The organism is Phormidium sp. FACHB-1136, assembly GCF_014697375.1.
Lineage (GTDB): Bacteria > Cyanobacteriota > Cyanobacteriia > Phormidesmidales > Phormidesmidaceae > Nodosilinea.
This window is the reverse complement of record NZ_JACJRS010000012.1, coordinates 1-21,215: the sequence shown is the minus strand read 5'-3', so window position 1 is coordinate 21,215 and position 21,215 is coordinate 1. Positions and strand designations below refer to the sequence as shown.

Annotated in this window: 23 protein-coding genes; 11 read left to right on the top strand and 12 right to left on the bottom strand. The window is 58.0% G+C overall.

The annotated features are described in order from the left end of the window. Positions 1 to 66: 66 nt before the first annotated feature. The 6 genes from H6G62_RS05755 to minD all read right to left on the bottom strand — a co-directional run bounded on the left by H6G62_RS05755 (position 67) and on the right by minD (position 4,107). On the bottom strand, positions 67 to 1,248 hold the full coding sequence (locus H6G62_RS05755; RefSeq protein ID WP_190493161.1) for an aldo/keto reductase: 1,182 nt from the start codon (positions 1,246 to 1,248) through the stop codon (positions 67 to 69). Positions 1,249 to 1,326: 78 nt separating this feature from the next. After that, positions 1,327 to 1,467 carry a DUF2256 domain-containing protein gene (locus tag H6G62_RS05750; RefSeq protein WP_190493160.1) on the bottom strand — a complete coding sequence of 47 codons (141 nt, stop codon included), beginning with the start codon at positions 1,465 to 1,467 and terminating at the stop codon, positions 1,327 to 1,329. A 3-nt stretch (positions 1,468 to 1,470) separates the two neighbouring features. Then, a complete protein-coding gene (locus H6G62_RS05745; protein ID WP_199324764.1) occupies positions 1,471 to 2,181 on the bottom strand; it encodes a GUN4 domain-containing protein in 711 nt (236 codons plus the stop codon). Between the two features lie 67 nt (positions 2,182 to 2,248). Continuing rightward, complete coding sequence (locus tag H6G62_RS05740) at positions 2,249 to 2,668, bottom strand: ferredoxin (protein ID WP_190493159.1); 420 nt, start codon at positions 2,666 to 2,668, stop codon at positions 2,249 to 2,251. Beyond that, on the bottom strand, positions 2,661 to 3,188 hold the full coding sequence (gene minE / locus H6G62_RS28535) for a cell division topological specificity factor MinE (protein WP_190493158.1): 528 nt from the start codon (positions 3,186 to 3,188) through the stop codon (positions 2,661 to 2,663). The genes H6G62_RS05740 and minE overlap by 8 nt, the downstream gene beginning before the upstream one ends. A gap of 121 nt (positions 3,189 to 3,309) precedes the next feature. Further along, entirely contained in the window at positions 3,310 to 4,107 is a 798-nt protein-coding gene (minD, locus tag H6G62_RS05730) for a septum site-determining protein MinD (RefSeq protein ID WP_190493157.1), read from the bottom strand. A 297-nt stretch (positions 4,108 to 4,404) separates the two neighbouring features. On the opposite strand from minD, the gene H6G62_RS05725 reads away from it, so the two are divergent. Then, positions 4,405 to 5,001, top strand: a complete 597-nt coding sequence (locus tag H6G62_RS05725) for an SRPBCC family protein (RefSeq protein WP_190493156.1) — start codon at positions 4,405 to 4,407, stop codon at positions 4,999 to 5,001. Here the strand turns inward: H6G62_RS05725 and H6G62_RS05720 are convergent. From H6G62_RS05720 to H6G62_RS05705, 4 genes are all read right to left on the bottom strand, one after another. Further along, on the bottom strand, positions 4,998 to 5,189 hold the full coding sequence (locus tag H6G62_RS05720) for a hypothetical protein (protein ID WP_190493155.1): 192 nt from the start codon (positions 5,187 to 5,189) through the stop codon (positions 4,998 to 5,000). The genes H6G62_RS05725 and H6G62_RS05720 overlap by 4 nt on opposite strands. A gap of 155 nt (positions 5,190 to 5,344) precedes the next feature. Beyond that, positions 5,345 to 5,656, bottom strand: a complete 312-nt coding sequence (locus tag H6G62_RS05715; protein ID WP_190493154.1) for a carbon dioxide-concentrating mechanism protein CcmK — start codon at positions 5,654 to 5,656, stop codon at positions 5,345 to 5,347. A gap of 50 nt (positions 5,657 to 5,706) precedes the next feature. Further along, the gene (locus tag H6G62_RS05710) at positions 5,707 to 6,294 is read right to left on the bottom strand and encodes a hypothetical protein (protein ID WP_190493153.1); all 588 of its coding nucleotides are present in this window, start codon (positions 6,292 to 6,294) and stop codon (positions 5,707 to 5,709) included. A 107-nt stretch (positions 6,295 to 6,401) separates the two neighbouring features. Next, positions 6,402 to 7,646, bottom strand: coding sequence for a hybrid sensor histidine kinase/response regulator (locus tag H6G62_RS05705; protein ID WP_190493152.1), 1,245 nt, complete (start codon positions 7,644 to 7,646; stop codon positions 6,402 to 6,404). Positions 7,647 to 7,790: 144 nt separating this feature from the next. On the opposite strand from H6G62_RS05705, the gene H6G62_RS05700 reads away from it, so the two are divergent. Beyond that, the gene (locus tag H6G62_RS05700; protein WP_190493151.1) at positions 7,791 to 8,021 is read left to right on the top strand and encodes a hypothetical protein; all 231 of its coding nucleotides are present in this window, start codon (positions 7,791 to 7,793) and stop codon (positions 8,019 to 8,021) included. A gap of 154 nt (positions 8,022 to 8,175) precedes the next feature. Here the strand turns inward: H6G62_RS05700 and H6G62_RS28245 are convergent, their stop codons facing one another. Then, positions 8,176 to 9,888 (bottom strand): energy transducer TonB, encoded by a 1,713-nt coding sequence (locus H6G62_RS28245; RefSeq protein ID WP_190493150.1) that lies wholly within the window; start codon positions 9,886 to 9,888, stop codon positions 8,176 to 8,178. 381 nt (positions 9,889 to 10,269) lie between these two features. Between H6G62_RS28245 and H6G62_RS05690 the strand changes: the two genes are divergently transcribed. The 9 genes from H6G62_RS05690 to H6G62_RS05650 all read left to right on the top strand — a co-directional run bounded on the left by H6G62_RS05690 (position 10,270) and on the right by H6G62_RS05650 (position 21,016). Next, positions 10,270 to 10,917, top strand: coding sequence for a MotA/TolQ/ExbB proton channel family protein (locus H6G62_RS05690; RefSeq protein WP_190493149.1), 648 nt, complete (start codon positions 10,270 to 10,272; stop codon positions 10,915 to 10,917). Between the two features lie 20 nt (positions 10,918 to 10,937). Continuing rightward, on the top strand, positions 10,938 to 11,168 hold the full coding sequence (locus H6G62_RS28530) for a hypothetical protein (RefSeq protein WP_242051846.1): 231 nt from the start codon (positions 10,938 to 10,940) through the stop codon (positions 11,166 to 11,168). 76 nt (positions 11,169 to 11,244) lie between these two features. Then, complete coding sequence (locus H6G62_RS05680; protein WP_190493202.1) at positions 11,245 to 11,997, top strand: IS1 family transposase; 753 nt, start codon at positions 11,245 to 11,247, stop codon at positions 11,995 to 11,997. Between the two features lie 14 nt (positions 11,998 to 12,011). Further along, positions 12,012 to 12,326 (top strand): biopolymer transporter ExbD, encoded by a 315-nt coding sequence (locus H6G62_RS05675; RefSeq protein ID WP_190493201.1) that lies wholly within the window; start codon positions 12,012 to 12,014, stop codon positions 12,324 to 12,326. A gap of 110 nt (positions 12,327 to 12,436) precedes the next feature. Beyond that, positions 12,437 to 13,480: an iron ABC transporter permease gene (locus H6G62_RS05670; protein WP_190493148.1), complete on the top strand. Its 1,044-nt coding sequence runs from the start codon at positions 12,437 to 12,439 to the stop codon at positions 13,478 to 13,480. A 1-nt stretch (position 13,481) separates the two neighbouring features. Beyond that, entirely contained in the window at positions 13,482 to 14,318 is an 837-nt protein-coding gene (locus H6G62_RS05665; protein WP_190493147.1) for an ABC transporter ATP-binding protein, read from the top strand. 294 nt (positions 14,319 to 14,612) lie between these two features. After that, positions 14,613 to 17,051 carry a TonB-dependent hemoglobin/transferrin/lactoferrin family receptor gene (locus H6G62_RS05660; RefSeq protein ID WP_190493146.1) on the top strand — a complete coding sequence of 813 codons (2,439 nt, stop codon included), beginning with the start codon at positions 14,613 to 14,615 and terminating at the stop codon, positions 17,049 to 17,051. Between the two features lie 118 nt (positions 17,052 to 17,169). Beyond that, positions 17,170 to 18,018: an ABC transporter substrate-binding protein gene (locus H6G62_RS05655; RefSeq protein WP_190493145.1), complete on the top strand. Its 849-nt coding sequence runs from the start codon at positions 17,170 to 17,172 to the stop codon at positions 18,016 to 18,018. Positions 18,019 to 18,865: 847 nt separating this feature from the next. Then, positions 18,866 to 21,016, top strand: coding sequence for a bifunctional metallophosphatase/5'-nucleotidase (locus H6G62_RS05650; protein ID WP_190493144.1), 2,151 nt, complete (start codon positions 18,866 to 18,868; stop codon positions 21,014 to 21,016). A 15-nt stretch (positions 21,017 to 21,031) separates the two neighbouring features. Here H6G62_RS05650 and H6G62_RS05645 read toward each other — a convergent pair. Further along, on the bottom strand, positions 21,032 to 21,215 hold a 184-nt coding region (locus H6G62_RS05645; protein ID WP_190492888.1), incomplete at its 5' end, for a hypothetical protein.

The following is a 21,215-nucleotide window of genomic DNA, read 5'->3' as shown; positions in this document are numbered from 1 at the left end:
CCTAGGGGTATCCGAGGTTGTCCTAAGAGGGGGCAACAGCGGATTGTTCAATGTCCTTAAGACCGCTTAGGCGTTGGACAATCGGGCCACGGCTTCGCCCCCTAGGCGCTGGTGGGTGTCGGCCAACATCGCCGGAATTTTGCTGGCGTAGGGACTGTGGCGCAGGCAATCGGAAAAATCTAGATCATCCATGGCTTCTGCCTTTTGGCCAGGGAACCAGTGGCCCCCGTTGCCCAGCAGGTTGTAGCGGGCCTTGGCGAATTCTTCCATATCGTAGGCCAGCAGGAGATTTCGCAGCCACAGAATCACCGGGATGTTCACCTGTCCGGGGGTGTCTTCGGGGGTGGGAAGCCCTTCTCGCCAGTGGTTTAGCCAATCTTCCCCCAGGACGGCTTGGGCCTGTTGCTCTAGCCGTTCTAGCACGGGCGCTAGGTGAACGTCGGCCTCCGCTAGCAGGGGCAGGGTTTTCAGGTGCTCGTCAAAATCGCTGGGGCGGGCCGCGCCAATGCTGAGGGTGTGTACCTGGGAACGGCGGAGGCAAAACAGATTATTGAACACCATCGGGCTGAGGGGAGCACAGAGATCCGCCAAGGTTTGGGACGGATGATAAAGGTGGCCCCCCTTGTCGGCAGGGCTGATGATGAACACCCCCATATCGTGGCGCTGGGCGGCTTCGATGGCGGGCCAGTTCTCCTGATGAATGTAGTACCAGTGCAGGTTGACATAGTCGAACTGGTCAGACTCAATCGCCCGCAGAATCACCGCCGTGGGGGCATGGGTGGAGAAGCCAATGAACCGCACCCGACCCTGCCGTTGGAACTCCTGGGCTACCTCCAAACAACCGCCCGGTCGTAGCGTCCAGTCCAGCAGTTCGGCGGTGTTGATGCCGTGGATGCCCAGCAAATCGACCGTTTCTAGCTTCAAGTTGTCGAGGGATTGGCTGAGGGTGCGGCGAAAGTCCTCTGGGTTTTCCGTGGGGGAAACCTTGGTTTGCACAATTAGGCCATCACGGGGCAGGGTCGGCAAAATTTCGCCCAGTTGAATTTCCGAGGTGCCGTAGCCACGGGCGGTTTCGATGTGGTTAATGCCCGCCTCTAGAGCGCGGCGGATGGTGGCCTCCAGGTTAGCCTGGTTTTTGGCCGGAATCTCTGCCAGGGGCACATCCTTCCAGGAATGCTGATACCGCATACCGCCGCAGGAAAATACGGGTATTTGCAGATTGGTGCGACCAAATCGACGGTACTGCATAGGGATCTTCACAAAACGTTATCAAAGCTACTCCCCACGGTACTCAATGCCCCGTCCGTTGTAAAGCGCAAGGTACCCCTAACGACGACGGCGGCAGCGTTCGGAGCAGTATTTCACCTCGTCCCAACAATCGGCCCACTTTTTGCGCCAGGTAAAGGATCGCTGACACACAGGGCACATCTTAGTCGGCAGATCCGCCTTGGAGCGCTGTTTGGCCATGGATTAGTCGTTTTCGTTCCAGGCGGGGTGAGACAGCAGGGAGGCCATCATTCGCACGCCGCGCAACTGATTGGAGAGGGGCAGGTGGCCATCGGGGGCGCTGAGATCCCACATGAAGCCGCCCGGATAGCGTGTCCAGATGTTGTCGTCTTTCCAGGCGAGGCGGGGCCAGAGTTTGTCCCAGTTTTGGCCCACGCCCAGCCAAATACGCCGCTGCACGGAAAAACCAAACTTGCCTTCAGAGTAGATTTGCCAAAGCCGATCAAGGGTTTGCAAATCCAGGCTGGGGAACATCTCGACTTCTGTGAAGTAGACCCATTTGCGCTTTACCGCCGTGGGGCCAGCCAGTTCGCACAGTTTGACCAAGGTGAGGCGGTCGGCTTCCTGAAAATCTTGTGCCACCAGGCAGTCTTGAATGGGGGAATAGTCAATCTCGGCGGCGGAGGGCATGGGTACCCGACCTTCGGGCCAGGTTTCTAGCAAAAAGTCTTGAATCTCGTCCTGCTGGGTAGCGTAGAGCACCTGCACCATGCGGCCATCCAAAATGGTAGGCGGTGCATCCTTGCGTTCTAGTAGCACGGCTTTGAGGGTGTCTAGCCCCTCGGTTCCCAGGGCCACCAGTTCGTGAACCGCCGAGAGCTGCCGCTTGAGGGAATCGCCCTGAAGCTGTTGTCGCAAGTCCTCCAATGTGCCGCTTTCCGAAACCATAACCATCTTGCTGCGCGCTGCGAAACTGCCCTTCCCCATGATATGGCAATTTCGGCGGTTTCTGGGGCAGGGTCTAGGGTTCGAGGTTGGGCAGGGGATGGGTGAGAAAGGCGTATTCCTCGACCACTTGGCCACCGATGAGGTGTTCTTGGATGATGCGCTCGATCACCGCTGGGGTAGCGCTGTGATACCAAACGCCATCGGGATAAACCAGCAAAATTGGCCCCTGGTGGCACACCCGCAGGCAGTGAACCTTGGTGCGAAAAATGCTGGTGGGCCGCTCGGCGGTGGGGATGTCTAGCTTCAACTCCTTGAGACGATCCTTGAGATAGTCCCAGGCTTCGATGCTGGCGGCCTTGTCGCAGCATTTGGGAATGGACTGGTCGGCGCAGATAAACACATGGCGCTGAATGCTGGTCAGGGCCAGAGCGTTAACACTCTGTTGGAGGGCCGTTTCGGGCGTTTGGGATGCTGAGGTTGGAGAATTAGTCATGGCGAGGGGAATCTTCGGGCGAAGTCGGCGTTGGGGTGGGGTCGATGGTGGTGGTGGACTCAACGGCATCGACGGTATTGGAAGACTCGGTATCGGGTGAAGTTTCCTCGACAGGGGCGACTTCAACGGTGAAACCAGAGGTGGCCTCAGGAGCCTCCGTGGACTCGGCGGCGGGGCTGGGGTCCTCGGTGGTGGACGTTTGGGGAGCGTCGGCCTTGGGAGCGGTATCGAGATTTTCGGGCACCACAGGAGAGGTGGGCCGCACTCGGCGGATGGGCAGGTTGGCAATCAGGGCGGTCATGCGCTGATCGCTTTCCAAATTAAATTCTAGGTGTTCTTGGTCAAGCTCCACGTAGCGCGACACCACCTCTAAAATCTCCTGGCGCATTTTTTCCACCAGGTCGGGGCTGAGGTCGGTGCGGTCGTGGGCGAGAACAAACTGAAGACGTTGCTTCGCCGACTCCCGGCTGGTGGGGGTGCGGTTGCGGTTAAAGAGTTTATCGAGCAGTTCGCTGAGCATGGGGACGGGGGGATGTGGATGACATCGGACACCGGGGGCGGGGCGGGGGAATTTCAGAGGAAAGTCCTAGGGTTGGGAACTCCAAGGTAGGACCTCCAAGCCAGGGACGATTCCCAGCCATTTACCCCCGCAGAAAACGACGAATGCGGCTAAAGATATCGTCGTGGGTGGCGGTGAGGTCGAGCAGGGGCACCTCTTCTCCCAGCAGCCGCCGAGCAATGTTTTGGAAGGCCATCCCCGCCATGGAGAGCTTTTCATCTAGCACCAGGGGTTCGCCCCGGTTGGAGGACACAATCACCCGCTCGTCGTCGGGGATCACGCCCAGCAGCGGCACCGCTAGGATATCTAAAACATCGCGAACGGACATCATTTGGTCTTCCTGCACCATGGCGGGCTTGAGGCGGTTGACCAACAGTTTGGTGTATTTCACGTCGCTGGCCTCCAGCAGACCCACCACTCGGTCGGCGTCGCGCACGGCGGAAACCTCCGGCGTGGTCACCACAATGGCCTCATTGGCTGGGGCAATGGCGTTTTGAAAGCCCAGTTCAATCCCCGCCGGACAGTCGATAATCACAAAGTCGTACTGCCCCTTTAGCCCCGCCACCAGTTCCTTCATTTGGTCGGGGGTGATGGCCTCTTTATTGCGGTTTTGGGCCGCCGCCAGCAGGGCCAGGTTGGGCTGGCGCTTGTCTTTCACTAGGGCTTTTTCAATGGTGCAATCCCCCGCCAACACATCCAGGGCGGTGTAGACAATGCGATTTTCTAGGCCCAGCAGCAGGTCGAGGTTACGCAGACCAAAGTCGGCATCAATGACCACGACCTTTTGATCCCGCTGCGCTAGGGCCATGCCCAGGTTGGTGGTGCAGGTGGTTTTGCCTACCCCGCCCTTGCCAGAGGTCATTACAATGATGCGCGTCATAGGCTAACCCAGCGTTCTACCGTCTAAACTTTACAACTCCACGAATTTTACGAGGAATTTACACAACCGAGCCATCCGGTTTCAGAATCTCCCCTCCATGAAGCTTGACCCGCCCCCTGGGGGAATGTGCGTAAAGGCACCGCAAGAATTGTGTCTAAAGGGTTAGATGGCACAGGGATTCGGGTACACCAAAGATATACCCGCTATCCTTGAACGACGAAGGCCATCACGGTTAGGGACATCCTAGGGGCCAACGCCGGAGGGTAGCCCATCAACAGCAAGGGTCAGGAGTGACGTATGGTTGTCAGCATTGACGGAGAGGTAGCCCCTTCCAGTCCCCAGGGGGTGGTGGATCCCGCCCGGTTTTTAGCCCGTGATCAGATCGCGTTAATCCGGGGGGATGTGTTGATTGTGCCCCAATCCCAGCCCCATGAACCCGCAGCGGTGATGGCCCACATGTATGTGCCCCTGGATCGTTCCCACATTTGGCCCCAGGTCACCAGCTATCGCCGCTGGACGCAGTTTTTCCCCAACATCACCCACAGCGAAGTGCTGGAATCGGTGAAAACGGCAACCTATCGCTATCGCCGCCTGTACCAGGTGGGGCGCAAGGGGTTCATGATGATGACGGCCCAGGTGGAAATCTACCTCCAGGTGTTTGAAACCGCCTGCGAACACATTCAATTTCGCTTAGAACGGGGCACCTTCTCCTATTTCGATGCCGATCTGCATTTGCAAGATATGGGCGAAGGCACCCTCCTCACCTACCGCGTCCAGGCCGCTCCCACCATCCCCGTGCCCACGTTTCTGATCGAGCAGGGCATGAAGATCGATTTGCCCGGTAACATGAGACAAATGCGGCAGGTATTGTGTCAGGGCTATGGTGTGGGTTAGTGGTAGCGTTCCACAAAGGCACGTCCGGCAGACATGGCGGCGCTGCTGGTGGTGTAGAAGGTGCCATCACTGAGGACATCCAACATGGGGTTTACCAGCCAGCATTGGTAGCCCTGATCCTTCGAGTGGCTGACGCCAATAATCCAGCCCGCCATGGCCGATAGCTGCACCACTGCCTCGTTGTCCATCGTTGTCTCCTACGCCTGACCTCGGTCATAGCGTTTTGCGAAGCCATGACCCCAGGTTTTAGGGCGATTGTGATCTACCCGTATTAAGCCAGCTTTTTTCTCAAACCACCAGGATCCTCTACTTTTATTCGGAATCCTGAGCAGTCACCGCAACCCTACACTCGGAACGGCTCGGATTGGGGGGTAAATTCGATGGGTAGCACCGCTTCTACGTTTTCCTGGGGGTTGGGGATGATGACGTGGGTGGTGACTTCGGCATAGCCCGGACAGGCATTGGCCGCTTCTAATCCGGCGGCCACAGCTCGATTCACTTCACCGATGGGGCCACGCACCGCCACAAACTGCCGCCCACTTTCCGAGCGGTCGTACTTGGTCAACGTCACCCGTCCGGCCTTGACCATGGCATCGGCGGCGGCCAACACAGCCGGAAAAGTTTGGGTTTCAATCACGCCAACCGCAATGGTCATCAGGGGTATCCTTGGGGTTCAAAAATGCTACACCCACTATACCCTGAGGGCTAGACCTTAATACCACTGGGTTCTCCGGGGGCGGCGATGATACGGTCACAGCCGGATTCGGGCTTGGCCCAGTCGTAGTGGCAGTCCTTGGGGTCGCCCCAGCAGAGGGTGAGGTAAATTTCGGTACGAGCCGCCGACAGTTCCGCCCATTCACAGGCTTCAATCAAGGTGTTGACATGGTCGAGGGTGGTGGGTTGGGCGGGTCGTCCCGCTAGCCAGAGCGTTAAATTGGGAATCGCCGCTCGCCAAAACTGAATGATGGCGGGTTTGGCGGCGGTGAGGGCCAGTTTATCGTCGGGAATGGCAATCAGTTGGGGATGCAACTCCGGCACCCGCAGACTTTGGCCATGGAAACGGCAGGTGTGCCACACCAAACCCGATACCCCATGCTGCCGCTGATAGTCGTGGATCTGCGCCCGAAAATCCTGAATGGCGAAGACTTTACTGAGCTGATTGGCCCCCAATGCCTTGGCAATCACCGGGTTATCCAACCGTTCATCGGAGGACAGCACCACCCGTTCGCCCTTCCAGGTGGCCCGCAATTCCTGATCCAAAAACGCCAGCAGTTGTTCGGTGGTGTAGGTCATGGTTGGCCTTTGCCATGGTTGGGCTAGGGAAGCTTTCGGCGTCGCTGGATAGGTCCATCCTATCAAGGGGACTAGGGGGATGTTGTGACCCACTATAGTTTTGCGGGCTAGCGCGGCCTCAGTAGAGAGGTACTGGCGTCGTCGGTAGGTACTACGCCCACGATTGACGGAGTCGCCTGGGCCGGAAGCCACAGGATAAAGCAACTGCCTTGGCCGGGAGTTGATTGCACCGTGATCACCCCCCCGTGGAGGGTGGCTAATCGCTGGGCCAGATGTAGCCCCAAGCCGTGACCAGCTCGACGATGATCTCCCTGGCGGAACCACTGGAAGACGGCCTGCTGTTCCGCTGGGGTCATGCCAATGCCCGTATCCTGAACCTGCACAGAGGCCCAGGGGCCAGAATGTTTAGCACTAGGCCGTAGCGGCTCTGGAGGGACTGATCTTTGCCCTAGGGTAATCTCAACCCCGCCTTGGTCAGTGAATTTGATGGCGTTGCCCACTAGGTTGGTCAGAATCCGCCGCAGCTCTAGGGTGTCGCCAATCACCACAGGGAAGCTGCCAGCCTTGATGGCTGAACTTTGTTGGCCATGGGCCACGGGGGGCGGGGCTGACTCAGCCATGACCTGACAGGTCAACCCCTTCGCTTCCGCCAGAGGAGAGAGCGCTTGGGTTACGGTCGTCACCAGTTCCGGCAAACGGACGGGCACTTGGGCCAGGGTTTTCTGGCCAGCTTCGTGGCGATACACCTCCAACAGGGTGTTCACCATATTCAGCAGGTGGTCGTTGCTGTCGATGATGCTGGCCATGGCTTCGTGGGCTTCGTCGGGCAGGGGGCCAAAGGCATCGTTGCGGCAGAGCTTCAGCATCCGGTTGGCGGCCACCAGGGGCGTCCGCAAGTCGTGGGTGAGGCGGGCCACGAAGTCATCCCGCTGGCGCATCATGTGGGTTTGGGTGTCCATGCTTCGCTTCAGCCGCAGCAGAGACCGCACCCGTGCCCGCAGTTCGTTCACGTCCACGGGTTTGCGAATAAAATCATCCGCCCCCGCATCCAAGCCCTGCACCAGGCTAGATTGGTCGTGGGCGGTAATCAACAAAATGGGGATGTAAGGCAGCGCTGGGTTTTGCCGAATACGCCGCGTCACGGCATAGCCGTCCAGGTCGGGCATCATCACATCCAGCAAAATTAAATCTGGGGACTGCTGCCGCACCTGTTCCAAGGCCGCCTGTCCTCCATTCGCCAACCGAATGCAGTAGGCGGGATCATCCAGAATGGTTTCGATCAAAAACAGGTTATCCGGCGAATCGTCCACCGCCAGAATGTAAAAAGGCTCCGACACCGATGCTACGGCCATTGACCAACCATGTTGATAGACCAACAAGGGAAAAAGACCTAGGCTGGCCGTCTCTCCCCTGCCGACGTGTGCTTTTTTATTTAGCCCACAGTCTACCGAATCAGTCCTCTATCTAGTGGCTGGATTCTAAGGCTTTTCAACGTTGTGTCGGGCAGTCAGCTCATTGGCTTGGTTGGCCTCTGGACGGATGGCCGCTGGCGCGGCAACCTGGTGCTGGCGAACGTCAAAGGCGTCAAGAAACCCTGGGCCGTCATCACCGATGAACCGCCGTCTCTCAATACCCTGTGGCAATATGCCCTGTGGTACAGTCTCCGCACTCAGGTTGCCCCCCATTGGACGAGGGGTATCCGCCCTCTCAAAATCGGCCTCCGCTGACTCAAGGGGGCGGTCAATACAGAGCTTCTGCTGCTCCAACCCATCCCCCTATTGACCGTTGACCCTGAACCCTGTTTTGCCTCTAAAAAAGCGGAAGCCCAGGATTATGACCACATCTGGTTCTCTAGGATCCAGTCCGTGCGGTGTCTGAGCATCAGCCCTCGTCTTCAACCACCGGAGCCACGGGGGCCACAGGCGGCGAGACAGGAGCAGGAGGGGCTGGAGCCGGAGCGGCGGGGACGGGGGCAGGAGTCACAGGAGCAGGAGGGGCAGGAGGGGCAGGAGGGGCAGGAGGGGCAGGAGGGGCAGGGGCAGGGGCAGGGGGCGACTCTGCACTCTCAGGGCTTGGTGGCGTTGGAACGGGGGGGACAGGGGCAGGGGGCGAAGCCATTGCCCCAGAGGGTTCAACCGCTGGAGCGGGTGTTGCGGGAGCCGCTTCCGTCCTGGGTTCCTCAGTCCTAGGCGCTTCAACAGCCCTAGGTTTCTCAACTCTGGGTTCTTCAACGGCACTGGATTCCTCATCCCTAGCTTCCTCAGCAGCCCTAGGTTCCTCAACAGTCCTGGGTTCTTCAGTCCTGGGTTCTTCGGCAGGTGGAGTGAGGGTATCCGTGCGTGATGCGGCGGGGGCAGGGGCCGACTCGTTGGCGGTGGGAGCGAGTGGGGTGGGGACTTCCACCGACCGTCTTTCTCCTCGGCGGCGGGCGTCTCGATGGCGGCGCGATCCCTCAATGGTGAGGTCATATTCGATGGGAACGCTGGCCCCGCCTGTAACGGGTTGAAAGCGAGATCGCTGGGCGGCTTCGATGGCGGCTTGGTCGATGGCGGCATTTCCGCTGGAGCGAGTGAGCGTCACGCGGCGGACTGTTCCGTCGGGGTTGATGTCAACGTTGACCATGGGTTGCCCTTCGACCCCGTCATCTAGGGCGCTGCTGGGATAGCTAGGCCGGACACAGCTTTCGCAGGTCACGGTTCTCGACCCCGACCCTTGTCCGCCGCCGCCAGTGGGGGAAGGAGCCCTAGGGGTAGGTGCTACGGCGACTCCGGTTTCGTCGCCAGGGGTGGCCGATGGGGCGTTGCCCGTGCCTGCGGTAGTCGATGGGGTGGTGGCCGATGGGGTGGTGACCGACCCAGACCTTTCGGCGGCGATGGCTGGGTTTGTATGATTTTGAGCCTCGTGGGCCTCACGCAGGCGTTGCAACAGATCGCGCAGGTTTTCAGCCTGGGGGGCAGCGGCGGATTCGGCAGGCTCGGTGGCTATGGTTTCTGCTGGGGTTTCTGCTGGGGTTGCTTCGATTTCCTCTGGAACTTCCTCTGCAATGGGTTCCTCTGGGGGGGCTTCGGCCTCAGGGGGTTCCTCCGCTACGTCGGGGGATTCGTCCTCTAAGTCCTCAGCCAAGTCCTCCTCCGAGTCCACCGCCTCAGGTGCGTCTAGGGCCGATTCTGTCTGGGTGTCGGGTTCGGTGTGGGGATTGGATTGGGTTTCCGGTCGAGGTTCAGGCTCGGTCACCGCTGGCTTGGGTGGGGCCAGGGCCAGGGACGCCACCGGGGGCGCTAGTACAGGGGGGGCTGCCCACGCAGGGCGGGGGGGCGCACTAGCCGCAGCGGGGGCGGGGTCGTTGGCTTGGCTACTCAGGGCGGCGGGTGGGGTCGGGTCGGGCGGCAGATCGACCTCATCGGGTGGGGCTTCGGTGATGAGCAGTTCAATGGGTGCGATGTCTTCGGCGGTGGCTTGCCAAAACCTGAACTGACTGAGGCTAAGGCCCACCGTATGGAGGCCCACCGACCCCAGCAAACCCCATAGCAAAATCCGGCGGAGGGCCTGCTGATCGCGCTGGTACTGTTGGCTACAGAGGTCAGAGAGACTCATGGGGCGACCCAAAACAACGGCAAGGATTTACCCAGACATCTTACACAATTGGCAACTGGTTTCATTAAGTCTACGGAAAAAGTCTCCCCTATCGCCAGCAAGACCTCCTCCAAATCAGGGGGAGTAGGGGGAGGAATTAAAGGTAAACCCCGCTGTAGGAGGGGGTAGCGTTGGCATGGTCAGGCTAGAAGTGTTAGCACAACCCATGCTCATCAAGGCTTTTAGGTGTCCTGACTAAGCCTGACGCACCCTATACAAGATTCTGCCGACCGGTTCAAAGACTGATTTGTGGCTATCGGCGATCTTAAAAAAATCAAAACCTTGACAATGAGTCCTAATTAAGAGTCAATGTCTTTTGACAGCATTTCTCAATAAGCACCTATGGGTACCATTTTTGCGGCAGGCGGCATTGTGATGTGGCCGCTGCTGGGGTTTTCGATTTTGGCCATTGCGCTGATTGTGGAGCGCTCGCTTTTCTGGTTTCGCATCAACCGCCGTCAGCGTCCGGTGATGCAGGATATTCTGCGCACCTATCGGCAAGCACCCGTGGACGTTTACCCCAAGCTGCGTCAGAACGTGAATCTTCCAACCGCCCGCATTTTCCTAGAAGCCCTGGACATTGAAGGGGCCAGTCCCAAGCAGTTTCACCTGGCCTTGGCCAGCGCCATGCAGGCCGAACTGCCCCACCTGCGCCGCTTTAGCACGGTGTTTGCCACCATCATCAGCGTGGCTCCCCTACTCGGCCTGCTGGGCACCATCCTGGGGCTGATTCAATCCTTTGCGGCCCTGCAACTGGGCGACCTCAGTACCAACACCGGGGCCGTCACCGGAGGCATCAGCGAAGCCCTGGTATCTACCGCCGCCGGGTTAGTGGTGGCCATCGGCACCCTGATCTTTGCCAACCTCTTTCGCGGCCTCTACAAACGTCAGGTGGCGTTGATTCAAGAGTACGGCGGTCAGCTAGAGATTTTGTACGAAACCCACTACGAGCGCCAGCACTCACTCCAGGAAGCCTCACTCATGCGATAGGCACCCAGTCAGGCACGGACATGGGCACGGGCGAGGAGACCTCGCCCCTACGGTCTTTCGATCATTGCCGCATCCCTGCATCTCCCTATCCCCGCCTCTCCCTATCCCCGCCTCTCCCCATCCCCGTATCCATCCATCCCCCCATGCCCTATCTACCTGAAGAACCCGAAGCGGATTTTGAACTAAATATTGTGCCGATGATCGATGTCATCTTTGCGATTTTGACCTTTTTCATTATGGTAGTGGATTAACGTAAAGGATAGAGAGAAATAAGGTCACGCTGTCGCATTTGTAGATTTTGGGGGAGTAGTTTTCATGTGCATCGAGATGACCTGTCCAACCTGTGGGTCTCACGACATCTCCAAGAACGGTACCACCCGGCGCGGTAAGCAAAACTACAAGTGTCGAGACTGCAACCGCCAATTCGTCGAGGATCCCCAATGGAAGCCGAAGGGCAAAGACACTCGGGCTTTCGTCGATCTACTGCTGCTGGAGAAAATTCCGTTAGCCGGTATCGCCAGGGCTACGGGTGTCTCGGATAGCTGGCTCCAGACCTACGTCAACGCCTGTTATGAAGCCGTGCCCAAAGTGGCCGAGGTCACCCCCAAGGCCCAAGGCAAGCTCAAGGTGCAGATGGATGAACTCTGGTCTTTTGTCGACCATAAAGGCAACAAGCAGTGGGTCTGGGTGGCCATCGATGCCGATACCCGAGAGATCATCGGCTGTCACATCGGTGATCGCTCCAGGGAATCGGCAATTGCCCTATGGCAGTCCATTCCAGCAGTCTATCGACAGTGTGCCAAGGTCTATACCGATTACTGGGAGGCCTACGTCACCGTGATTCCGAGCAAACGACATGCGGCAGTAGGCAAAGAGAGCGGTTTGACAAACTACATCGAACGCCTGAACAACACCCTGAGGCAGCGGATTGCTCGGTTGGTGAGGAAGACACTGTCCTTTTCCAAGAAGCTAGAGAATCACATCGGTGCGATCTGGCTGTTCATCCATGACTACAATCGCCACGTCAGGGAGAACCTGGCAGAACGGGGAGAGGTCGACTTTTTCTCCGTCCTTTACTAAAAAGCACTACCTTCATTATTTCCAGCCTGTTTCTCACCCGGTCGGAAGCGCTGCCTGTGAACCTGCCTCAGGCCGCCAGTGCCGAGCTACAGCAGCGCACTCGCATTACCGTCACCGTTGAGGATTCTGGTGAGATTGCCCTGAATCGGGAGGCCATTTCCCTGGAAAACCTGCAAGCCGGGGTGCGCGACTTGATGGACGGCACCCCGGAAACCGTGGTGGTGATCAACGCCGATGAAGCGGTCAGCCATGGGCAGGTCGTGGCGGTTATGGATGAGCTGCGGGCCATTGAGGGGGCCACCCTCGGCATTGCCACCCGGCGAGACTAGCCATCCCTAACCCATGGCCCCATAGATGAGCCCCATCATCACCCCCTGAACCTCGCCAGATCAGCCCCTGAACACCCCCTGAACCCCATGATGCAGAGAGACGATACCCAATGGCGACCCTGATACGACCCCAACTTGATTGTCCACCTAGACCCCTGAAACGCCAGAGTTCTCGTACCCTCATGGCCCTGGCGCTGTTGCTGCTGGGCTTGGCCCTGGTGGTGGGGCTATCCCTCACCCAGGGTTCCGTGGCCATGACAGGGCCAGAACTGTGGGCCGCTCTGCTGCGCCAGGGCGAGGCCACCCACCAGGTGATTCTGTGGGATCTGCGGCTGCCTCGGCTAGTGGCGGCATTGCTGGTGGGGGCGGCGTTGGGGGTGTCGGGGGCGTTGCTCCAGGGCATGTTGCGCAACGGCTTGGCCAGTCCCTTTTTGCTGGGGATTTCCTCCGGGGCGGGGCTGGTGGTGGTGCTGGTGGTCACCCTGGGCCTTTGGCAGATGTGGGTGCCGCTGGGGGCGTGGCTAGGGGCGATTTTGACGACGGCCCTAGTCTACCTGTTGGCCTACCAGCGGGGGCGGCTCTCCGTAGAGCGGCTGATTTTGGGCGGGGTGGCCTTCAGTTCCTTCTTTGGCGCGATCCAGTCCCTGATGCTGCTGATGGCGCGGGATGGCCGGATTCAGGCAGCTCTGAACTGGCTGATCGGCAGCTTTAACGGGCGCGGCTGGGCGGAGGTGCGCCTAGTGGGGCCAGCGATGATCCTGGCCTTGGTGATGGCCTGCCTACTGGCGCGGCAGGTGAATCTACTGAACCTGGGCGATGACCTGGCGGTGGGGTTGGGCACCTCCCTGGTGCGATCTCGCCTGTTGATTGGGGCCGCCGCCACCTTCCTCGCCGCCGGAGCCGCCAGCATTGCCGGACTGGTGGGCTTTGTGGGGTTGATTGTGCCCCACGGGGTGCGCCTGCTGGTGGGCACAGACTATCGCCTAGTGCTGCCCTTTTCGGCCCTGGGGGGTGCCCTGGTGCTGTCGGCGGCGGATTTGGCGGCTCGATCTGGCCCTGTGGAATTGCCCGTCGGCGTAGTCACCGCCTTCTTGGGTGCGCCCGTGTTTATTTGGCTGCTGTATCGCCGCCGTGGAAGCCAAGGAGGACATTGAGATGCCCCTAGAATCGCGAAATTTGTCCGGCGGCTACGATCAGTCGCCCATCGTCCACCACGTTAATTTGGCGGTGGAACCCGGAGAGTGGCTCTGCCTAGTGGGGGCCAACGGCTCTGGCAAATCCACCCTGCTGCGGTTGCTCAGCCGCATTTTGAAACCCCAGGGCGGCAGCGTTCTGCTCTGTGGACGCGATATTCACGAGCTTTCCCCCACCGCCATTGCCCAGCGGTTGGCCCTGTTGCCCCAGCAGCAAACCCTACCCGACGGCCTCACCGTCCACCAACTCGTCAGCCTAGGCCGATCTCCCCATCAACCCTGGTGGCAGTGGGATTTAGACCGCGAGAGCCAGCACCAAGTAGACCAAGCCCTCACCTGGACGGAAATTGCCCACTACCGAGATCGACCCGTGGCGGATCTCTCCGGTGGCGAACGTCAGCGGGCATTTTTGGCCCTGGCCCTAGCCCAAAATCCCCAGGTGCTGCTGCTGGATGAACCCACCACCTTTTTAGACATCCACTACCAACTCCAGCTTTTAGAACTGCTGAAACGGCTGAACCGCGACCAGTCCCTCTCGATCATCACCGTGCTGCACGACATCAACCTAGCCGCCCGCTACGGGGATCGCATGGCCATGCTGCGCCAGGGTCGCCTTTGGGCCGTTGGCCCCCCTACGGAGGTGCTCACCCCCGACAACCTGCGAGCCGTCTTTCAGGTGGAAGTCGAAATTTTCACCACCCCCTTCGGCCAACAGGTCTTCCCCCTCGCCGCCAGCATCGCCAGTCCAGAAACCGAGCGCCTAACCAAGGCGGAGCTAGAAGCAGCGGGCGAACGCTAATCAACCCGTGATTCTGGACAAGACCCGTAGGGTGCATAACGCCAAGGCGAGGCTAGCGCCCACGCAAAGCAATGCACCTCCGATCTAAACCCCCAACTTTCCCTTTCAACCCATAACCCTTGATTTCTCGTGAGGAGTATAGAGATGTTTCAGCGTTTTTTATTGAGAATTTTTCTTGTTTGTGCCTCTCCATTCTTGCTAATCCTGATCTGGGATATAGCGCATGAAAGCTCTTCCGAGGCGGGGTCTTCTGAAGAGGTCAATACAGTATCTTCAAGCCTTAATAATTCTGAATTGCAATTACTAGTTCCCCCAACCCCAACCCCAGCCCCTACCGAGGCCGAAGTGCCCCCGACCTCAGCAGAGTCCACCCAATCAGACGAATCTCAGCCGTCCCCCTTGTTGACAGAACTAGAACCCGCCGAAACCACCAGCCAAGCCCTGATGCCTTCTGTCCCTGGGGGTGTCCCTGATGCCCCTGCCCTCTCCCAATCTGGGGACTCATCGGGAGAGGGAGCAGAAAACGGGACTGATGCTGACTCTGGGGAAGCAACTGGCGATGAGTCCATCGATGTGGAATTTACCCCCGGCGACACCCTACGCATCACCGTCACGGGCACCCGCACCCCCCGTAAGGTGGACGACCTGCCCGCCACCGTCACCGTGTTTGATTTGGAGGATCTGGAGTTCTACCAAATTGAAGGCCTTGGCGACCTGCTGCGCTACGAGCCGGGGGTATCGGCGGGTGGCGCACTCCAGCGCTACGGCACCCAGAGCGTCAACATTCGCGGCATTGAGGGCAACCGCATCCTGTTTCAGGTCGATGGCATTCGCCTGCCCGACCAGTTTTCCTTTGGGGGGGCACCGCCGCGTGGGTTTCGGGTGGGCCGGGGCGACTATGTAGATTTCTCCACCCTGCAAGCGGTGGAAGTGTTGCGTGGCCCAGCCTCCACCCTCTACGGCAGCGATGCCCTGGGTGGGGTGATTTCCTTCCGTTCCTTGCAGCCCAGCGATTTGTTAGGGCCAGAGGATACCTTTGCCGGAGATGTGGGCAGCCTCTACACCAGCGCTGTGGGTGGGTTTGATTCGGCGGCAAGGTTAGCCTTCCGCAATGACGACCTAGAAAGCGTGTTTGTGGTCAGCCGTCGCGATGCCCGCGAACGCAGCAACTTTGCCCCACCAGAATTCACCGACAGCATCGACATCGGCGACACCAACCTCTATGGCAACATCGTCTACGTTCCCGATCAGGTCAGCAGCCTCAGCCTCATTTTGGAAGACATCAACCGCCGCACCAACTACGTCCTCGCTCCGGGCAACGTCGATCCCCTCGCCCTCAGCACCAATGGCGAAAACCGCATCGACCGCACCCGCCTTAGCCTCACCTACGAGTTTGACGACCCCGACAGCGACTCCTTCCTGCAATTTGCCAGGGGCCAACTGTATTACCAAACCGCCAACACCACCGAAATTGTCCAAGAAATTCGCCCCACAGGCGTCGGCCCAGGATTTGCGGGTTCTAGGGTGCGGCGCGACAGCAACAACCAGTTCATCAGCAATATCTATGGTGGCGATATTCAACTGCGTAGCGATTTCACGACGGGCAATATTGATCACCGCCTCACCTACGGAGTAGATGTGTCCCAAACCTTTAACTCCCGTCCGCGAGATCGCACCCAAACCAACCTACGCACCGGAGCCACCACCAACGTCTTTGGTACCGGGGCTGATTCTGTCTTTCCCATCAAAGACTTTGCCGATGCCAACACCCTGCGCCTGGGTTTCTATGTGCAGGATGAAATGGAAATGGGGCCGCTGAGTGTGATTGCTGGCCTACGTTTTGATCACTACGATCTACAAACCATTGACGACGGCATCTTTCGCGGCGAAACCGTCGATTTAACCACCTCAGCCCTATCTCCCCGGCTGGCGGTGCTCTATGAAGCCACCCCAGAAATCTCCTTCTATGGCCAATATGCCCGTGGTTTTCGGGCACCCCTCTACAGCGAAATTACCAGCGGATTTACTAACCTAGCGGGAGCATTTTTCAAATACGAAACCCTGTCTAATCCAGACCTCCAGCCCGAATCGAGCAACAGCTTTGAAATTGGCGTTCGGGGCAACTTTCCTCAGTTTGATCTGCGCCTCACCGGGTTCTACAACACCTACAACAATTTCATCGCCGCCGAACAATTAGTGGGCACCCGCTGTTTAATTCCTGCCCCCGTTTGTCCGCCCACCCAGCGGGTCAGCCAGTTTCAATCCATCAATATTGGTAGCGCCCGTATCTATGGGGTGGAATTGGGTGGTGAATATCGCTTTAGCCCCGGCACCGATGGCTTTAGCCTGCTAGCCAGTCTGGCCTTCGCCCAGGGGGATGACACCACCACCAACCGACCCCTCAATACCGTGGATCCCTTTAGTGCCGTGGCGGGTCTGCGCTATCAAGCCCCCGAAAACCAGTGGCGGGCCGAACTGATTGGCACCTTTGCAGGCCGCGCCCGTGTAGCCGCAGACAACACCAACTTTGTGCCCGATGCCTACGCCCTGGTGGATGCCATCGGAGCCTATAACATCACCCCTAACCTGGGCATTAGCCTAGGGATTTACAACCTGTTGGATACAGAATATTTCCTATATTCCGAGGTGCGAGATCGTCCCAACAATGAGGCAATTTCCCAATTTAGTCAAGCCGGAAGAAATGTACGTTTGGGGGTGAGCTATCGGTTTTAAGAATTGTGTTTATTGGGCTTTTTCTGCTTCTGAATGTGGTGCATTGCTTCGCGCTGGCCCTAGCCTCGCCTTGGCGTTATGCACCCTACGACTCGTCTACCCTACAACCCATCCACCCATGAAACGCTCCCTCTTCCTTCCCCTTCTCCTGCTCCCTCTAGCCGCCTGTAGCGGCCAAGATACCCCCCTGGCCGAACCGCCTGCCGATGAATCTAAAACCCGGATCGTGGCCCTCACTTCCCTCACTGCCGACCTGGTGCAAACCCTGGAGAGTGAGGCATTGGTGGGCATTCCCGGCAATGAACTACTGCGGGGGGATGATCGGTTTGCCAATTTGCCTACGGTTAGCGAGGGGCGCACTGAGCCGGATTTAGAACAAATTGTGGCCCTAGAGCCGACCCTGGTGATTGGCGCAGCGGGGTTTCACGACCGTACCCTCCAGCGCTTGGAAGAACTGGGCACCCCCACCCTCACCACCGAGGTCAACAGTTGGGCCGACTTGCGCGATCTCACCACCGCCCTGGCCACCACCCTGGAGGCCGACCCGCAGCCCTTGCTAGATCGCTACGATGCCTGCTTGGCCCAGGCCCCAACGGACAGCCCTTCTACGCTGGTGTTGGTCAGTCGTCAGCCGTTGCTTAGCCCTAACAAAACAAGCTGGGCTGGAGATTTTCTGGCTCAGTTTAAGGTGAATAATGTGGCCGCCGACCTACAAGGAGAAAGCCCCTTCGATGGTTACATCACCCTGCCGGAGGAGAAGGTGCTGGCGGCGAATCCTGATGTGCTGCTGGTGGTGGATGCCGGGGAAAATTTGCTAGAGCAACTCAAGAGCGAACCCTTTTGGGGACAGATCCAAGCCACCCAGCAGGGGCAAGTCCACAGCTTTGACTATTTCGGCCTCGTTAACCCCGGCAGCATCGCCAGCATTGAGCGCACCTGTGAGCAGTTGGGCAGGTTGTTTGATTAACCAGGGTTCATCTCACCCCAACCGCTGCTCCAACAAGGGGGAGGCTTGGTTGTTGCTGGTCTGGCAGTCGGAAGATAAGAGGCCGTATTCAATTAGGTGGTTTGTTAGGTGCCCAGCAGGCGCAGGGCCATGCCGTGGCCGTTCACCTGGCGGGAGGCGGCTTGGAGTTCTTCGGGCATTCCCCGCACGCCGAGCATTTTAGGGCAAGTTCGTTAGCTTAGGGCAAGTTCGTTTTAGATGGGGTCGTCGGGTAACAGATTGTCGGCTTGGCCATTTCTCAGGGCCTTATTGGCCTCAAATTAACCTTGACAATGGTGGCATGTAAGTATAGTCAGTCACTGGGCTGAGCCATGGATTTTGGGTAAAGGCTAGCCTGGGACTTAAGCTTTAGCGGTTGTACTTCATAGAAATTTCATAGGTTTTCAGCTTTTCTTTTCAAAATATAGCGGTTCCTGAACGAATGAAGTACAGCAGGATCCTTTCCAGGCAAGGGTTGTAGGTCTCTGTACGTACCTTATGCCAACGAGAACCGCTATGGCGAGGTTCCTGTAAAGAAAACGTGAAGTGCCGCTACAGGTCATAAAGCCAGGATAAATTCTCCGTATTTTCCCGAAGTAAATCATCCGTATTTTCCCGAAGACTTAAGGTTGACTTTACCGTTGCTTTAATTTGCTCTGGGAAAGTTGGTAGTGAACAAATTCGCGGCAGTATGACCCCTGCTCTAGGGCAGGGGTGGCTACGGCTGTTAGCTAAATGGAGTTCTTTGAATAGTGTTTGGTGCGGCCTCAGTGAATGTGCTGAGCCCACATTGTTGTGCTGTCAAAATTAATCTCAACGAGAAGACGATATGGCTGACACGTTTACGCTCGAACTACTGCATGCGGCAGATCAAGAACCCTTGAACGCGGGAGCCACGCTCAGTGACATCACCCGCTTTTCCGCCGTTTGGAACGCCCTGCAAAACCAAGATCTGGGCAACGACGGCCTGGCTGACAACACCCTCTTGCTGTCCTCCGGCGATGCGGTGATTCCAGGGCTGTTCTACGATGCTTCGGCAGGGGCCTTTGGGTCAAAAGGGATTGCCGATATCCAGATTCAGAATGAGTTGGGGTTTCAGGCGATTGCCTTTGGGAACCATGAGTTCGACTTTGGTACCGCCGAACTCGCTCGCTTGATTAGCGGTTCCGCGCCTGGCGATATCTTCGGAGTGGATTTTGCGGGTACGGCCTTCCCTTACCTTTCCACCAACCTGGACTTCTCCACCGATAGCAATTTGGCTCCCCTGGAAGTGGCCGGTGGTCAGGCCCCTCAAGCCAATACGGTGACCTCCTCCACGGTGATCGATGTCAACGGTGAGGCCATTGGCGTGGTCGGTGCCACAACCCCGACCCTGGCTAGCATCTCCAGTCCTGGAGGTGTCGGCATCGCTCCTGCCCCCTTTGACCCTAACCCTACCGATGCCCAACTGGATGCCCTGGCTGCCGAAATTCAGGCTGAAGTGGATGCCCTGCTGGCCGCTAACCCCGGCATGGACAAAGTGGTTCTGCTGGCACATATGCAGCGAATCACCATCGAAGAGGGACTGGCGGCCCGTTTGCGGAATGTGGACATCATTGTGGCCGGTGGCTCCAATACCCGGCTATTTGATGAAAACGACCGCCCCCGCGAGGGTGACTCGGTTCAGGGTGAATATCCTAAATTTATTGAAAATGCTGGCGGTACGCAGACTGCAATCGTCAACACGGACGGCAGCTACAAGTACGTCGGTCGTTTAGTGCTTGACTTTGATGCTGACGGTAATATCATCCCCGAAAGCTATGATCCGGTAGTCTCCGGTGCCTATGCCACCGATGCTCAAGGCGTGGCTACCCTGAATGCTGAAGGTCTGGTTGACCCGGAAATTCAAGCCATTGTCGATGCCATTGAAGCTCAAATTATCGCCAATGAAAGCAATGTCTTTGGCCTGTCTGATGTTTTCCTCAACGGCAACCGCTCTGGTGTTGACACCCCTGAAGATACCGATGGTGTGCGGACGCAGGAAACCAACCTGGGCAACCTGACGGCGGATGCTAATTTGGCCATTGCTCAGGAAATTGACCCCACCGTCGTGATTTCCCTCAAGAACGGCGGCGGCATCCGGGCCTCCATTGGCCAGACGCTCGTGCCTCCTGGTGAAACCCAAGCTGTTCGGACCCCCAATGCGGAACTTTTGGACAGCGCAGGTAACGTTGTTAAGCCCGAGGGCGGCATCAGCCAGAACGACATCCAGACGGCGCTAGCGTTCAACAACGACTTGTTTCTGCTGACCTTAACCAAGGAAGAAATCGTTGGCCTGCTAGAGCATGGTGTGAGCGCAATTCCCGGCGTTTCCGGTGGCTTTGCCCAAATCTCTGGCGTGAAGTTCTCCTACGACCCTGACTTTGCAGCAGGTGATCGCATTACCAGTGCAGGCATCTTTGACGAGAACGACAACCTCATCGCTGAACTAGTGCGTGACGGTGAAATGGTTGGCGATGCTAGCGAAGAATTCCGCATGGTGACGCTGGGCTTTTTGGCGGCTCCCCGTTTTGACGATAACGGCAACTTCATCGGTGGTGGTGATGGCTACCCCTTCCCCAACCTGAATGATCCAGATGTTGCCGCTCGCGTCAATGCGATTTCTCTGGAGCAAGAAGGCGTGCGCACTGGCGATGCCACCTTTGCGGATGATGGTACCGAGCAGGATGCCCTGGCTGAGTACCTACTCGACAACTTCTCCACCATTCCGTTTGATCAAGTGGATACGGGGCGTAACCTCGATGAACGGATCCAAAACCTCAACTTCCGCACCGACACAGTCTTGGGGGATAGTGATGAACCCACGCCTGACAGGGCCATTACCCTTACCCAGATTGCGACCTTTGGCCCTGGTGTATTTGATGAAGGGGCTCAAGAAATTAATGCCTTTGACCCCACCACAGATCGTCTGTTTATCATCAACTCCCAGGCGACGACCTGACTGCCTGACACATCTTTATGCCGCCTCCCAGGGGGGCAATTGACATCGTATGGACTGGATCCTAGAGAACCAGATGCGGTCATAGTACTGGTCTTCGGCGTTTTTAGAGGCAAAGCAGGGTTCAGGGTCAACGGTGAGCAGGGGGATGGGTTGGAGCAACGGACGCCCTTTGTTGACGGCACCCTTGAGCCAGCGGAGG